This window comes from Undibacterium sp. 5I1, assembly GCF_034314085.1.
GTDB lineage: Bacteria > Pseudomonadota > Gammaproteobacteria > Burkholderiales > Burkholderiaceae_D > Undibacterium.
Genome location: NZ_JAVIWI010000001.1, coordinates 857,764 through 873,163, shown reverse-complemented (window position 1 = coordinate 873,163; position 15,400 = coordinate 857,764). Strand labels below are relative to the sequence as shown.

Genomic DNA, 15,400 nt, shown 5'->3' with positions numbered 1-15,400 from the left:
GACATAAAAATAAAGCGACCTGATCAGTCGCTGTATTTTTTCACTCACAAAATCAGGCTGAGAGCTGCTTTGTTTTATAAGCCAAGCTTAAAAAGTACCCTGCAATGACACTGACAGCAATTTAGAATCGCCAAAGAACGGATAAGCATAATTCGACTTATCTTTACTAATGTCGTATTGCACTTTAAGCGCCATATTTTTGCGAAAATCCCAGCGCAGTGAAACGTTTTGAGTATCCCGTCCTTCAATTGGTTCTGTGATCGTGCGATACCGTGACACGGTGTACATCGGTAGCCATGCGCCGTATTGATACCCTACTCCCACCAAGGCATATTTATAGACGTTATTCAGCCCCTTAGAAGCATCAATCTGTTCATAACGATCAACCTCCGCTTTGACCAGCCAATTTTTATAATCCATATTGGCAGAGACGCCCATAATGCGCGTGGCCTGACTATCAATAAAAGTATTTCTGGTGCCATCAGGATTGTCTTGCCATAGCGAATCCTTGTACCACATCATCATCCCGCGTACATCAAAGATGCCGTTATTTGCCGTTACCGATGCACCATAAATATTTTTCCAGGACTCATGCGTTGGCGTTGTGTAATAGATCTTAGTATCGTAGGCATCATTTTTTTGAGTGTAACTACCGGTCCACGCAAGTACCGTGGCAGCCCAATCCGACGCGCCTAGTTGGGTACGATAACTGACATTGCCACCGTTGTAGGAATAGATGGGCCAGCCATAGACATCTGGTGCTGGTCTTACCCAAGGATAGGCGTAACCGATGTACAGAAAATCGCTGTAGTAATACAGAGGAATACGGAATTTACCCGCCTGAAATGTCCAGCTAGAATCGGCCGATGGTTGCCAGGTCAAATATGCCCAATCAATCGTCGGACGTGATCCGTCGTTGGGATTAAGCGCACGACTGACTAATTGTGTCGTAGCAGAAAGGGTTTGTGAAAAATCCTTTTTGATTTGAAAACCAATCAATGACTCTTGATCGAACTGAAAACCTTTATCTTTTTCATACACCGCACCGTATTCCCAACCTTGGATAGTGCAAGGACATTTCCATTGCTGATACGTCCATGGCGCACTGCTGCCTAAAGCAGATCCACTCAACACTTTAGCGCCGGTCAGGCTATAGAAACCTGTTAATCTGAGTGAGCCGTCTTCAGTCAAATCAATCGCTGAAGCACTGCCAGCAAACAGCAACGGAACGAGTGGTGCAAGTGTTGCAAGGAATATTTTTTTCATCAAGCAATCTCCTTAAAACGAAGAAAAGAGGACGGCATTAGGGAACTATGGCGATGACCTTTACGGTGTCATCAACCGCCGATTTTTCTATATAGCCGATTACATTGACATTTTCACTTACTGCTTTTTTTACTTGATCGCTGGACTTATATTCTTTGGGCGGCTTACCTTTGCCAGTAAACACAATTCGTGACCAAATTGCCTGAACTTGTGCAGGTTCTTTTTCCAGCACTTTTTTATAAAACTCAGCACGAATAGGAGAATTTTCAGCTTGGTCTACCGGAGTAAATAAGACTGAACCTCCAAGGAAAAACTGGGCGGCTTGTGCCGGGAACATTTTGGTCGCCGGGTTTTGAGGATTGACCACAATGACGAGTTCTGCGAAGGCAGGTGAGGCGATTCCCAACAACAGTAAGACTTGGGTAGCCAGGAAAAATCGCAGGAAAATTTTTCGTTTCATCTGAATTCCTATAATCCAAATAGACGCCGTCATATAACGGACGTCCTTCGTTAAGAACTATTGAGGTAAAGCCACCAGGTTCTGTTAAAAAACCTTATGCAACCAAAAATCAGAAAACGGTTTTACTGTTGCAGTATTTATTGTTATGTTTATTGAGCTTCTTGCAAAATACCCAAACCAGTAAAGTCGAGCATGGGTGTGGCCACTGTTGCGATTGGTTTTCTTGTTTGAAGCGGCACATGTGACATGAATTTGTGCCGGATTATCGTTTTATGGCGTGTCAATCCCTATGTGACCATCACTGCCCCTATGAACGTTGGGAAACGTTGTTTTTTTCGACTCTTTAAAAGCAAAGCTGTTACGTAAATAAACGCATCAACTGATCTGCGGTCAATACCAATAAACCAAACATCAAATGCGACATCACTTTTTCGCTACCACGCACCCGTACTGTCGTGCCACCAAATTCGTCTTTCAGCCTGCCATTGGTACGTTCAGCTTGCGTGCGTTCTTTATAACGCTGTTGTTCATGCGGGGCGAACGGTTTCTTCTCCCCGCCGCGTGCGTTGTGATCAATTAATGGCACGTGGCCAAGACTTTTGCTGTGTGCCCTTAACTCTTCACTGCAATACGCTGCATCCATCAAATCGTACAAATTCGTTACTCGTGCGGCCGTCATCGTTGCTAACGGCACCGCCGTTTGACTATCGTGCACCGAGGCGCTGGTCAATAGCGCACTGATGGCAACGCCGCAGTCAGCGGTGTCGATATGCAGCTTGTAGCCGTTCCAACTCACTTTATAACCTTGCGCATTGCATTTAGTGCCGCGGTCACACTCTTTGGGTAAAGCATTGACGATGCTCGGTAAAGTTTGCGTCAACTGCCAGCCTATCTTGGTCACTTTCTCTTCCTTTGGCGGCCTTATCTCGCCTTTCTTTGGCCGTCCACGGCGCTGCTTTTGGGCCTTTTCTACGGAAACAACTTTCATGTGTTTCTTCGGCTTCTCGCGCGCCGCAATCGCCGTGCCGTCACGGCTGATGTGTCCAATGAGGCTGTCGCCTAAATAACTCTTGATCAGCGCTTCGTGCACTTTCTCCGCTAATTTGGCTTGGGCAAATTCGCCAAAGGCGCGCGAAAAAGTGGCTTCATTCGGAACTTCTTTCCACATCTCAAAGCCGCACAGCCGTTTTAAACTGCGATCCATCGTCAATCGTTCTATTAAGGCCGCTGTTGTATTGAGCCCCAACACAGCTTTGGCGATGAAGGCGCTGGCCAATGCACCACGGTCATGCGGTTTGCGTCCTATCCCTTGCCATTGGTCCGACACAAATTCTTCGATGCGCACCCAGTCTAGTACATGAATCAATTTTTCCAGCTTCGGCGTCAGTGACCCGCATTGCTGTTTTATCTCCGGTAGCAAATCGTGTTGCAGTAAATTCCAGCGTTGCATTATCAGCAGGCGTTGTGTAGGATTCATAGCGGAGCGCAGATGGTTGTTTAGTCACTTTCATCTTGCCAGAAATGGCCGCTCCTTTCTCATCTATTTTGCGCTTCTCGCAATAAAATTACTCTCCGGTGTTTCGTTTTGCAAGAACCTCTATTGTTTTGTATTTAAAACGTGATTTTAATTAATCACTTTGATGATTGAGATTACCTGCTGCCATTTGTGTTTGTCACTGATTTTTTGCAGGTCTGTCGCATTAAATGCACATTGGTAATTAGCTATCGTTTTAAATTTATTTTTTGCAAAACTAAAAGGCGATTATTGGCTGGCATTGCAAAATCTTCTTGCAGTTGTAACTGGTGTTGATTTGCCAGCGCAATAATATCTTCGATCGCGCGGATGCCCATATGTGGGGCTTGTGATTTTAACGAAGCGTCAAATTGCGCATTGCTGGCGCTGGTGAATTGTCCGTCATAGTTAAACGGACCGTAGATAAAAAAATATCCCCGCTCCACCAAGATAGATGCTACGCCTTCAAACATGATTTGCACCTCTTGCCATGACAAGATATGGCAAGTATTAGAGGTATAAACTGCATCAAATTTGTTCTCTGGCCAAGCTGAATGGCCGATGTCTAAACATAATGGTGCTAACAAGTTGGGGAGTTTTGCCTCTTCTTGCCAGGCGCTGATGCTGGGGTGGTTTTGTATCCGGTCACTGCATTGCCACGTGATATGCGGCAAACGCGCTCCAAAATAGACTGCATGCTGACCTGTACCACTACCGATCTCAAACACCGTTTTGCTGTTATTTAAAAACGGAGTAATCGTTAGTAAGATTGGATCAGCGTTACGTTCACAGGCGGCAGAAAACAACTTATTCGTCATATTGGTAGTCATATCAATGATGGGTTTCAAACCGATGGTTTTCAAATTAATGAGTTTGACAACGCGCGCTTCTGTTGTGCGCTCAGTTTTTTGGTAGCGTGTTCTGCTTTTGATGCGGATGACCGGTCATCGTATTCAAAGACAGCAAGTATTTTTTGTGGCGGGTGTGAGCGGGTATAACGTGCGCCTTTGCCACTGACATGGGTGGCATATCGTTTCTCTACATTGGTCGTAATGCCCGTGTAGATGCTGCCATCATTACATTCCAACAGATAGAGAAACCATGACATCATTAAATAGGAGTTTCAGCTAAGGTGGCTGGAAATATAGTTTTAGTGATGGAGAAGCAAGAAGACTTGCTGTTCACAAAATAAAACGTCATTTCGTTATATCTATACATGAACAGCATTGAAACAAAGACTGGACTATGCGGGACTATGCGTAAATCAGGTGCGGGCAAATTTAGCCGCCAGTTGATTCAGCTTGTCCTGACGTTGGCGCTCTGCCTCGGCTTCTTGCTTTTGTATTCTCTCGGCATTGGCTTTGAGTTTGCGTGCATCTGCATTTTTCTTGGAACGCTCGCGCAGAATACCTGACGCATGAGTGCGATGCTCTTCTGTGATGGCATCAACTTCTTTGCCTTCCAGATCCACACGTTTTTGTGCTTTGGCAGCATTAAACAAATAGCGTACAGAGTTGGTATGAATGCCCAGGGCGATTCGTAACACTTTGCGATCCAGCTCTGGCATTTTTTTCTGTAATTGTTTATCAATACCAATTGCCAAAGGCAGATGTTCATCAAACACGGAGAACTCAGTTTGCAGTTTTTTCAACAATTTACGAGCAAGCTGGTTTGGCGTAGCAGTTGGCGCGGTCGACGTTGTTGCTGGTTGATCTGACGTTGCAACTGCTGTTGTCGTTGCTACCGCAACTACGTCTGCTAATTCCGTTGCTGTATGTGCTGGGTTAACTGCGTCTGACGCGGTTACTTCTGTTACTACTGATGTCGATGTGGTCATGAAAATAATCTGATATGGTTACTATTGCAGGACGCAGAATATCATGCGTTAGAGTCAAAGGGTATTTTGGCTGCTGTAAATCAACATACATCGTTGTTTGAGCAACGTTTTAGTCCTACCGGAGCTATCAATTAAGGCCAATAAAGTAGAGATAGCGCAAGTATAGAATACGAATTTTGCATAGATCTTCGCTCTTGGCGACCTGTATTTAATAACCAACTTATTTTATTAAAACCATGAAAAATCACATCAAAATTGACTTTGTTTCTGACGTATCTTGTCCTTGGTGCATCATCGGACTGAAATCATTAGAGACCGCAATTGCAACTTTGGGTAGCGAGGTCACGACTGATATCCACTTTCAGCCGTTTGAATTAAACCCGCGCATGGCGGCGGAAGGTCAAGATATCAATGAACATTTGGCGGAAAAATATGGCGCCACACCAGAACAATCCGCAAGTAACCGGGAGGCAATCCGTGCCCGCGGTGCGGCGGAAGGATTTGTTTTTGGGATGGATAAAAGAAGCCGTATCTACAACACCTTTGATGCGCATCGCTTGTTGCACTGGGCCGAGATTGAGGGCAAGCAACTGGCGTTGAAGCACGCCTTATTTGCCGCCTACTTTACGGATGGCGACAATCCTAGCGATCACGAAACCTTGATCCGTATCGCAGAAAGTGTCGGATTAGACAAGATCGCAGCGCGTGCGATTTTAAACTCTGAGTTGTATGCTGATGATGTCAGAGCGTTAGAGAAATTATATTTAAGCCGTGGCATTAACTCGGTTCCGGCAGTCATCATCAATGATAAACATTTGATTTCAGGCGGACAAACCTCCGATGTATTTGAGCGCGCGTTAAAACAAATTGTAGCGATGGCCTGATAGCGGCAATTATTAATTTGATTTAACCGTATTTTAGGACTCAGGCAAAATCATCCTAGCAAGTCGCAGCGATGAAGACAGTACTTTAGCTAGTCGATTCAACGCAGCTGGGGCAGTTTTGGGTAGGTCCTATATTTATCAAAACACGGCGGATTCAAGTACGAAGAGCAACGTTGAATAAAAAGTCAAAGGGTCAGATGCGATAGCATTCTGCCTTTTGACCAGCCAGTCGAAAGTTGCCGAATATGCGCTACACACACCTAACCCAAGACGAACGATACCAAATTTACGCACTGCGGTTAGAAAAAAAGACAGTCAGCGAGATTGCTGCCGCACTCCATCGTCATAAGTCCAGCATCCACAGGGAACTCAAGCGCAATACCGGAGGAAGCGGGTGGCGCCCCTTACAAGCGAAAAAAATAGCCGACGAACGACAAAAGAATAGTCGTAACGCACGACGTATTGATGACAACGACTGGCTCGCCGTCTCGACCTACCTGCGCATGGACTTATCGCCGCAGCAAGCAATCGAACGGTTAAGCCTGGAACGGCAGGAAAAAATGAAGATCAGTCATGAAACCGTCTATCTGCGCATCTACGCTGACCGCAGAGCGGGCGGCACTCTCTTCAAGCATCTGCGGGGTCAGAAGCCCTACCGCAAACGCTACGGTAGTGGTCAACAGCGCCGGGGCATGCTCAAGAACCGTATCAGCATTGACCAACGACCCGCGATCGTGGATCAAAAAATCTGCTTAGGCGACTGGGAGGGCGATACGATCATTGGCAAGAAACAGCAAGGTATCGTCATTACGCGGGTCGATCGTGTCTCTCGTTTTACCTTAGCCCGGCAACATCATAGCAAACACGCGCAAGGAGTTGCTGCCAGCATCGAGCAACTGCTCACGCCACATCAGCAGCACTGCCATACCATCACGTTCGATAATGGCAGGGAGTTTGCAGGGCATGAGTCCATCGCAGCACATCTGCAAGCCCAAGTGTACTTCGCTCATCCGTATCATTCCTGGGAGCGGGGGCTCAACGAGAACACGAACGGCTTATTACGATACTACTTTCCAAAGAACACCAACTTCAAGGAAATCACTCAAGCCCAGTTGCAACGGGCAGTCAATCAACTCAATCATCGCCCTAGGAAATGCCTCGGCTATCGAACGCCGTTTGAGGTTTTTTATAATTTGGATATACTCCCCCTAAAACTTACCTCCCGTTGCTCTTCGTAGCTGAATCCGCCCACTTATGCCACCGGTCAATCCCATTCTCCGCACCGATACTCCTCCAATGTCGGTAAGCTTTTGGGTGGCTTTCCGGTTTTGGTTAAAACTGGGCTTCATCAGTTTTGGCGGCCCCGCAGGCCAGATCGCGGTCATGCATCAGGAACTGGTAGAAAACCGGCGATGGATTAGTGAGAAGCGATTTTTGCATGCGCTCAATTTCTGCATGGTGCTACCTGGTCCGGAGGCACAACAGCTCGCCACGTATATCGGCTGGTTGATGCACCGTACTTGGGGCGGCGTGATCGCCGGCGTGTTGTTTGTGTTGCCATCGCTATTTATTCTGATTTTTTTATCCTGGATTTATATCGCTTTTGGCAGCATGCCGCTGGTGGTTGGTTTGTTTTATGGGATTAAACCTGCTGTAACTGCCATCGTTGTGCAGGCTGCGCATCGCATTGGCTCGCGTGCCTTAAAAAATCCTGTGTTGTGGGCAATCGCCGCAGCGTCTTTCGTCGCAATCTTTGCGATTGATATGCCTTTCCCTTTGATTGTATTGATTGCCGCTGTTATCGGCTTTCTAGGCGGACGCTTTATGCCGCAGTATTTTCAAACCGGTGGCGGTCATGGCGCAGCGCAAAAACATGTTGGTGCTGCATTGATTGACGACGATACTGCGACACCTGCGCATGCTTTATTCAGTTGGAGGGGTTTGTGTAAAGTTGCTGTCTCAGGTTTGGTGCTTTGGAGTGTGCCAATGGCCTTATTGTGGATGCTGTTCGGTTGGGAGCATCCCTATACCCTGATGGCATGGTTTTTTACTAAAGCGGCTTTGCTCACTTTTGGTGGTGCTTATGCGGTGCTGCCTTATGTGTACCAGGGTGCGGTCGGGCATTATGGCTGGCTGAGTGCGTCACAAATGGTCGACGGGCTGGCGCTGGGAGAAACTACGCCGGGCCCCTTGATCATGGTGGTAGCCTTTGTGGCCTTTGTCGGTGGCTATCTGAAAGCTCTGTTAGGAACTGAGCATCTGTTTCTCGCAGGTTCAGTGGCAGCTAGTCTGGCGACCTGGTTCACTTTTTTGCCATCATTTATCTTTATTCTGGCAGGCGGTCCGTTTATTGAATCAACCCATAATCAATTAAAGCTGACGGCACCGTTGACGGCCATTACCGCCGCAGTCGTTGGTGTGATTATCAATCTGGCGTTGTTCTTTGCTTACAATGTGCTGTGGCCTAATGGGTTCAGTGGCAAATTAGATATGATGTCGGCGCTGATCGGGCTTGGTGCTGCAATTGCCTTGCTAAGGTTTAAACGTAATGTGATTCATGTGATTATCGGTTGTGCGTTGCTTGGCTTGGCGCTGCAATATATTCCGGCGTTCATAAAATAAAAATGCAGAATTTTTGGGGGTATATGCGAAAATACCAATTTATGTCCATAAATTCATTGGATTTTTAAATATACTACCACCAAGTATAAATTATCACACATAGATACATTGAGCTAGATAAGTCTTCGGTTGAGTCAATTATGTTGAGACATTGCTCACCCTAGATCTAATTAACTGGCGTGATCTGTCAATGTTTTTTTAAGACGACAGCCCACCATTCTTTATATTATTTTTTTGCTTCGTCCCGCATCACGGGTGATAAACTTCGCATAGAAGAAGTTAGTCTAATTTTAACTTCGCATTTACCCATTTTGCATTGCGATTTATGTCTCAACACCGTATGTCTGACGTGCCAGCGATTGATAACACATCCCCTATTCTTTACGGTGCTTTTGCACCAGAACTGATACGTCAAGAAACGCTGGCGGATCTGCTTGAAGCCACCGCTCTCGCCCACCCCGACAAGACTGCCCTGATTTTTGCTGACGTGGCGCTGAGTTATCGCGTTTTAAACGAGCGAGCCGATCTGGTTGCGTCGCACTTGATCGCGGCAGGCGTCCGGCCAGGACATATTCTTGGCTTATGGCTACCACGCGGCATTGATTTATTAGTCATGCAAGCAGGCATCGCCAAAGCCGGAGCTGCCTGGCTACCGTTTGATGCCGATGTGCCCGTCGACAGGATTGCTGTTTGTCTGGATGATGCGCAGGCATTTGGAATACTGACGGCAGATGCTCTCGCATCTCAGCTACGTTCAACTACCTCAACTACATCAACAGCACATCAACTATCACCTGCTTGTCATATCTGGACTGCAATGCAGTTGATGACGGCCATCGACGCACCACTACTGCGACGCCAAGCGACCGCCCCTACCGATCCGGCCTATGTGATCTACACTTCGGGTTCAACAGGTAAGCCAAAAGGGATTGCGATTACCCAAGGCAGCATTTGTCATTTCTTACGGAGTGAAAATCAGGTTTTAGGCATTACCAGCGTAGACAAGGTGTATCAAGGATTTTCAGTCGCGTTTGATATGTCGTTTGAAGAAATCTGGATCAGCTATCTGGTCGGTGCGACTTTATGGATAGCGCCGAAAGAAATCGCAGTCGATCCGGATGCACTACCAATGGCCTTAATCGCAAATCAGGTCACTGTTTTGCATGCAGTACCGACGTTGCTAGCACTGTTTAATGAGGATGTGCCTAGCCTGCGCCTGATCAATCTGGGTGGTGAAATGTGTCCGGAAAGTCTTGTGACCAAATGGAGCAAGCCCGGACGCCAGATGTTTAATACCTATGGCCCGACAGAAGCAACAGTATCCGCCAGTCTGGCGGTATTACAGCCAGATATGCCAGTGACGATTGGTCACCCGCTACCCAATTACGGTCTGCTGGTGATTGATGCGGATGTGGAAAAGGGTTTGCGGCTATTAGCGCGTGGTGAAACCGGGGAGCTGTGTATTTTTGGCCCGGGCGTATCCGATGGTTATCTGGGACGACCTGACCTGACGGCAGAAAAATTCATCGCCAATCCTTGGTCTGCTCCATCGAACAGTCTCAATGATCAGCGGCTATACCGAACGGGTGATCTGGCACGTATTGCGGAGGATGGCTCGGTCCAATGTTTGGGGCGTGCCGACGATCAGGTCAAAATCCGCGGGTTTCGGGTTGAGTTGGGCGAGATAGAAGCCGTACTGGCGCAGCAAGCGGGTGTTGGTACCGTCGCGGTCATTTTACGTTCAGAGCAAGGTGTTGATCAGTTGATCGCTTTTATTGTGAACGACTCTTCTCACGTGATTAAACCGAGCGACTTACGACAAGCCTTATTGGCAAGCTTGCCTTCGTATATGGTGCCAAGCCGCTATGAATTTTTGAGCGAAATGCCAAGGCTTACTTCAGGCAAGATCGACAGAAAGACACTGAAAGCACAAACGCTTTCAGAAACGGTGAGCACGGAAGAATCCGATCTTCCAGAAACGCCGGCAGAAGAAATTTTATTTGCGGCCTTAAATAAACTTTTGCCAGGACAAGCAATCCACAGAAGCGCCGATTTTTTCTCCGATCTGGGTGGACACTCCTTGCTGGCAGCACGTCTGGTGTCGATGCTGCGAGCAGATGCCCGATATGCCTATTTCAAAATCAGTGACATCTATCAATCACGGCTGGTCGGGACAATTGCTGGCGTCATGACTGCCGGCGCGATTACCTCAGAAAATATTCACACCACTTGGGAGCAGCCATCTGACGTCAAGCGTTGGATATGTGGTGCTGCTCAGGCGGTCATGATTCCCTTTTTGGTGGCCATGCGCATGATGCAGTGGTTAGCGCCTTTCTTCGCTTATCACTTTTTTACTGGCGACCCCGACGACTCGATTATTCGTGCAACCTTTTTATCCGTTGGTGTTTTTTTATTGCTGACCCTGTTTGAGTTTGTAATCGCGATCGCAGGCAAATGGCTGATCGTGGGGCGACTTAAAGCAGGCAATTATCCGTTGTGGGGTGTCACATATTATCGCTGGTGGCTGGCAGACCGGCTGGTAGAAGCAGCACCGACCTACATGCTGAGTGGATCGTCGATGTATGCCTGGTGGCTGCGGGCATTGGGTGCAAAGATCGGTAAGGATGTGAACATCGGCTCGATCACCTTGCGCTCACCTGATTTATTACAAATTGGTGATGGCGCTAGTATTGGTAACGCCTGCAATTTTGAAAATGCCCGTGTTGAACGCGGTCTGCTGCGTTTAGGTAAGATCACGCTGGGCAACGAAGCCTATGTCGGTTCCTATTCGGTTCTGGAAGGCGGTACTGAGCTTGGCAACTTCGCCCATCTGGAAGGTCAGTCTGCGTTGAGCGAAGGTCAATCTATTCCCAATGACAGAATCTGGCGCGGATCGCCTGCGGCTGATGTGGGTGTATTTGATCCGGCATCGCGCCCGGAACGACCAGTTGTATCTGAATTACGATTTTTCACTGAAGCTGTGTTCTTTATTTTTGGTAGCTTGTTGATTACCGCGTTATTTTTCTTGCCAGTGTTCCCTAGCTTTATTACGATCGATTGGTTTGACAATCTGGATAGTTTGCCTTGGCTGCAAAGTAATAATATGTTTTTCCAGCTGACCAAGTATTTCATCCTCGCCTTCCCCGCTACAGCGATCTTGATTGTCTGTACCGCGCTGTTATCGGCCGGTATACGCTGGAGCATTTTGCCGAAATTGAAAGCGGGAACGTACCAGGTACATGGCAATACTTATTGCGGCAAATGGCTGGTCAATCAGATTCAGGAATCGAGCCTGAATGTTTTGCACGGCGTATATGCCACGGTGTATGCGCCTTACTGGTACCGGCTATTGGGCGCAAAAGTGGGACGCGGCGCAGAGATTTCAACCGCCTTGGGCGTCGTGCCAGATATGCTGACACTGGGGGATGACACCTTTATCGCTGATGCAGTTTTATTAGGGGATGAAGAAATTGATGGCGGCTGGATGAGTATGCAGCCGACCGTAATTTCTCGCCGGAGCTTTGTCGGTAACGGCGCGTATATTCCAGATGGCACGATCTTGCCTGAAAACGTTTTGATCGGTGTTCACACCAGTGCGCCGCGCAATGATCAAATGCATGAGGGTGATACCTGGTTAGGTTCGCCGCCTATGCATTTGCCGGCGCGGGAAGAAGTCAAAGGGTTTCCCGAAGAACTCACCTTCCGCCCATCAGCAATGCGTCGTCTTGGTCGTGGTCTGATTGAAGCATTCCGGATTATTTCTCCCCATGCGATGGTAATTTCTGTTGGCTACACCATTGTGCTCAATCTGATGCCTTTGGCCGGTGATGACCGCTGGGGCGATGTCGCCTATTATTTATCGATTGCCGGACTTTGGTATGGTGTTGGCAGTTTTGCCTTTGTCATGGCCTTGAAATGGTTGTTCATTTTCCGCTACAAAAAGAGCAGCATGCCAATGTGGACCTCGTTTGTCTGGCTGTCTGAAGGCATTACCAATTTGTACGAAGGAATCGCTGTCCCCAACTTCATGCGCTATTTGCGCGGTACACCATGGTTGCCATTGGCGTTTAATTTGTTGGGTGCCAGAATTGGTCGTGGTGTTTATCTGGATACGACGGATATTACCGAGTTTGATTGCGTCAGCATCGGTGCATATAGTGAGATCAATGCACTGGCCTGCCCACAAACTCATTTGTTTGAAGACCGCGTGATGAAGATTGACGAAGTTATCATCGGTGAACGCGTCTACATGGGTGCCCGCAGCTCGGTGTTATATAGCGCCGTCGTGGGTGACGAAGCCAAACTCGGCGCGCTGACTCTGGTAATGAAGGGCGAATTTATCCCCGCCAAATCCAGCTGGCGCGGCTGCCCGGCAGCGATTGCGCAATCCTGACGAGATGAGGGCTGAAGCAGATTCGTCCAATCCGATGCCGACGGCATTGGTAGCTATTACTACAGCACCCAAGCTAGCTGTCTATTCCTGGCCTGATTTATTGCCAGAAGCGGTAGAAGCATTCCATCAACACAAAAGCGTAGTTATTTCTGTAGTTACAGAGATAACTACGCTGCGTGATCAAGCCAGACTACAAATACGCCACGCCTTGCGGGATCTGTTCTCGCAAGCCTTCTCTATCCCACAGGAACAAGTGCGAATTGTAGGATCGGCAGGACAAGCTTTAAGTATCTGTATTAATTCCAGCGACACAGACAAATATGCTCATGAACAAGAGATCGCGCTAGGCGTGTCAATCAGTCATGAGCCGGGTTTATCTATTGCGGCGATCAGTTTTCAAAAAAATATCGGCATTGATCTAATGCGGGTCGATTTGTCCCTGGATTGGCGGGATGTAACACAACTTTATTTAGGCGATGAGGTCTATAAGAAAATTGCCGGACAAACAGTTCAGCATCAGCTGCTGATGTTTGCACAAGAATGGACTATGCAAGAGGCTAGACTGAAGTCCCAAGGGTTGGCTTTATCAGAATGGCATCCTGATCTGGCAGCACGTTTAAAAAAATGCAGAACGATATTGTTAGATTTGCCATCCGGCTATGTGGGTGCCATCGCCTTTTAAAAACGGTAAAAATAGTTAAACCCAGATTTTCCATTAGACCGCTATCACTTCGCAAAAAACGCGGACGGCGTGCGGTCTTCAGAGGGATAACACCACCGCGATTTGAGTGGGAGCGCTACAGCGACAAGTGCACCTTTGGCGAACTGCCTGGTGTTGTTGCTCCTCTTAGCAAGATGCAGCTTGCGTCGTCGTCGCGTCTAGCCAGTCAGTCCGCCAAAGGCACACTTCTCGCTGTTCCAATGGAAAATCTGGGTTAAAGCCTGAAATGGTTCAGACGCGCACCAGAACTTAAAAAATGACTGGAGCTTATTGTCTGGATAAGAACTGGAATTTATTGGGTAAGAGATCTAAGCTTAACGCTAAGTGGCCTAAGTAGCGTCAAACAAACATGCCGCATTATGATTAGCTTGGTGAATTAATATACTCCCCTATTAATTCTTTAAAACATAGCTTAACGTCCAATGATTTATTGGACGTTAAAAATATACTCACCATCAGTATAAATAATAGCTTGGCTTGATAAAAGCCAGAATGGAGATCATGATGATAGCCCCACGCTTATTAAAGATGCTTGGCCCACTACTCGCCGTACTCAGTTTATCTTCCTGTGTAAGCTGGGGCGTTGGAACAATTAAGATCGGTCAAACCGAGGCAGAAGTCATCGCACAATTGGGTCAGCCAACGCATATCTACCAGGACGGCGATCAGCATTTGCTGGAATACATGCGCGGTAGGATGGCACAGGCAACACACATGGCGCGTATCGGCTCTGATGGCAAGCTGATCTCTTATGAGCAGGTATTAACTCTGCAAAAATTTGCTCAAGTCAAAGTAGGACAATCCGACAAAGCCAGCGTACTAAAAATCATCGGAGCACCGAGCGAAACTGGCTTTTTTCCGCGAGTACAACTAGAAACCTGGTCTTATCCCTATAAAGAAAGCGGTGTGTGGGACTCACTGATGTCTATCTATTTTGATCAAGCCGGAATTGTGAGCAAGCTAGAAAACGGACCAGATCCTTTGCGCGACCCTAGCGAGCGTCGATCCCGCCATTAACCTGGAAACGGCCGTTGACCGCTTGTCAGTATAAATAAGTAGTTGATTCAATTGACTCATGTCAGCGTTTTCACCGTCACCGTCGCCGTTCTGGTGAGAGCGCTACCAATCTGATTGCATACTTTTCGGCTCCCCCAACTGCGTTGCTCCTAGTTGAAACATGAAGGTTGCGTCTCGCCTTGCTGGAGAACCGAAAAAATGCACACTCAAACTCGTCCAACTGCCGTTTCTAGGTTTAATCCAACGATCAGAAGCAAGGGCAGGAACATACACCCGTGACTTGTGATCACCTGCCGACTACCATCTTGCCTTAGAGAAGATGATCAACCACTTGCGGAACAACAATAGTTCCAGATGTCCCGCCTCTATCCCTGTCGAAAAATCCATCAACGGATTGACGTGGTAATAACGTTTGCGGAAATCACGACAGACAAAAATTTCACGGCTACCCAATCGCATCAAAAATGATGTTGGGGCGAGTTGCAAGCTAAATTGTCCGTCAAAGGAATTATCAAGGTGTGCCATATTGAACCGTCTCCAAATCAGTAAATGAATAAAAAGTGGTAATAAGTTTGTTGAATAAAAAAAGCGATAGAGCTAAAGCGATACGACAAAACATACTTTAGCACAAAATACTGTATATGCAATCAGTATTTTATTTATTTCATTATTTCGCTAAGTGATTGA

The 15,400-nt window shown here is 47.3% G+C and carries 13 protein-coding genes; 6 read left to right on the top strand and 7 right to left on the bottom strand.

The window, feature by feature from the left end:
* Positions 1-87: 87 nt before the first annotated feature.
* From RGU72_RS03695 to RGU72_RS03670, 6 genes are all read right to left on the bottom strand, one after another.
* A complete protein-coding gene (locus tag RGU72_RS03695; protein WP_322118431.1) occupies positions 88-1,266 on the bottom strand; it encodes a hypothetical protein in 1,179 nt (392 codons plus the stop codon).
* Positions 1,267-1,303: 37 nt separating this feature from the next.
* On the bottom strand, positions 1,304-1,726 hold the full coding sequence (locus RGU72_RS03690) for a hypothetical protein (RefSeq protein WP_322118430.1): 423 nt from the start codon (positions 1,724-1,726) through the stop codon (positions 1,304-1,306).
* A 358-nt stretch (positions 1,727-2,084) separates the two neighbouring features.
* A complete protein-coding gene (locus RGU72_RS03685; protein WP_322117783.1) occupies positions 2,085-3,203 on the bottom strand; it encodes a transposase in 1,119 nt (372 codons plus the stop codon).
* A 245-nt stretch (positions 3,204-3,448) separates the two neighbouring features.
* A complete protein-coding gene (locus tag RGU72_RS03680) occupies positions 3,449-4,087 on the bottom strand; it encodes a DUF938 domain-containing protein (protein WP_322118429.1) in 639 nt (212 codons plus the stop codon).
* An 11-nt stretch (positions 4,088-4,098) separates the two neighbouring features.
* Positions 4,099-4,347, bottom strand: coding sequence for a GIY-YIG nuclease family protein (locus tag RGU72_RS03675; protein WP_322118428.1), 249 nt, complete (start codon positions 4,345-4,347; stop codon positions 4,099-4,101).
* 156 nt (positions 4,348-4,503) lie between these two features.
* Positions 4,504-5,076 (bottom strand): ProQ/FinO family protein, encoded by a 573-nt coding sequence (locus RGU72_RS03670; protein WP_322118427.1) that lies wholly within the window; start codon positions 5,074-5,076, stop codon positions 4,504-4,506.
* Between the two features lie 236 nt (positions 5,077-5,312).
* Between RGU72_RS03670 and RGU72_RS03665 the strand changes: the two genes are divergently transcribed.
* The 6 genes from RGU72_RS03665 (at position 5,313) to bamE (ending at position 14,713) form a co-directional block, all read left to right on the top strand.
* Complete coding sequence (locus RGU72_RS03665) at positions 5,313-5,960, top strand: DsbA family oxidoreductase (protein WP_322118426.1); 648 nt, start codon at positions 5,313-5,315, stop codon at positions 5,958-5,960.
* A gap of 245 nt (positions 5,961-6,205) precedes the next feature.
* Positions 6,206-7,198 (top strand): IS30 family transposase, encoded by a 993-nt coding sequence (locus tag RGU72_RS03660; RefSeq protein WP_322118425.1) that lies wholly within the window; start codon positions 6,206-6,208, stop codon positions 7,196-7,198.
* Between the two features lie 58 nt (positions 7,199-7,256).
* Complete coding sequence (gene chrA / locus RGU72_RS03655; protein WP_369124354.1) at positions 7,257-8,582, top strand: chromate efflux transporter; 1,326 nt, start codon at positions 7,257-7,259, stop codon at positions 8,580-8,582.
* A 340-nt stretch (positions 8,583-8,922) separates the two neighbouring features.
* Complete coding sequence (locus tag RGU72_RS03650; RefSeq protein ID WP_322118423.1) at positions 8,923-12,975, top strand: Pls/PosA family non-ribosomal peptide synthetase; 4,053 nt, start codon at positions 8,923-8,925, stop codon at positions 12,973-12,975.
* Positions 12,962-13,657 (top strand): hypothetical protein, encoded by a 696-nt coding sequence (locus RGU72_RS03645; RefSeq protein WP_322118422.1) that lies wholly within the window; start codon positions 12,962-12,964, stop codon positions 13,655-13,657. Before RGU72_RS03650 ends, RGU72_RS03645 begins: the two co-directional genes overlap by 14 nt.
* Positions 13,658-14,200: 543 nt before the next feature.
* Positions 14,201-14,713: an outer membrane protein assembly factor BamE domain-containing protein gene (gene bamE, locus RGU72_RS03640; protein WP_322118421.1), complete on the top strand. Its 513-nt coding sequence runs from the start codon at positions 14,201-14,203 to the stop codon at positions 14,711-14,713.
* Positions 14,714-15,010: 297 nt separating this feature from the next.
* Here the strand turns inward: bamE and RGU72_RS03635 are convergent, their stop codons facing one another.
* Positions 15,011-15,238: a hypothetical protein gene (locus tag RGU72_RS03635; protein WP_322118420.1), complete on the bottom strand. Its 228-nt coding sequence runs from the start codon at positions 15,236-15,238 to the stop codon at positions 15,011-15,013.
* Positions 15,239-15,400: the final 162 nt, after the last annotated feature.

Bases quoted from the DNA above. Each gene is read 5' to 3' on its own strand.
- RGU72_RS03695 (WP_322118431.1), bottom strand. From the start codon at position 1,266: ATGAAAAAAATATTCCTTGCAACACTTGCACCACTCGTTCCGTTGCTG.
- RGU72_RS03690 (WP_322118430.1), bottom strand. From the start codon at position 1,726: ATGAAACGAAAAATTTTCCTGCGATTTTTCCTGGCTACCCAAGTCTTA.
- RGU72_RS03685 (WP_322117783.1), bottom strand. From the start codon at position 3,203: ATGAATCCTACACAACGCCTGCTGATAATGCAACGCTGGAATTTACTG.
- RGU72_RS03675 (WP_322118428.1), bottom strand. From the start codon at position 4,347: ATGTCATGGTTTCTCTATCTGTTGGAATGTAATGATGGCAGCATCTAC.
- RGU72_RS03670 (WP_322118427.1), bottom strand. From the start codon at position 5,076: ATGACCACATCGACATCAGTAGTAACAGAAGTAACCGCGTCAGACGCA.
- RGU72_RS03665 (WP_322118426.1), top strand. From the start codon at position 5,313: ATGAAAAATCACATCAAAATTGACTTTGTTTCTGACGTATCTTGTCCT.
- RGU72_RS03660 (WP_322118425.1), top strand. From the start codon at position 6,206: ATGCGCTACACACACCTAACCCAAGACGAACGATACCAAATTTACGCA.
- chrA (WP_369124354.1), top strand. From the start codon at position 7,257: ATGTCGGTAAGCTTTTGGGTGGCTTTCCGGTTTTGGTTAAAACTGGGC.
- RGU72_RS03650 (WP_322118423.1), top strand. From the start codon at position 8,923: ATGTCTGACGTGCCAGCGATTGATAACACATCCCCTATTCTTTACGGT.
- bamE (WP_322118421.1), top strand. From the start codon at position 14,201: ATGATAGCCCCACGCTTATTAAAGATGCTTGGCCCACTACTCGCCGTA.
- RGU72_RS03635 (WP_322118420.1), bottom strand. From the start codon at position 15,238: ATGGCACACCTTGATAATTCCTTTGACGGACAATTTAGCTTGCAACTC.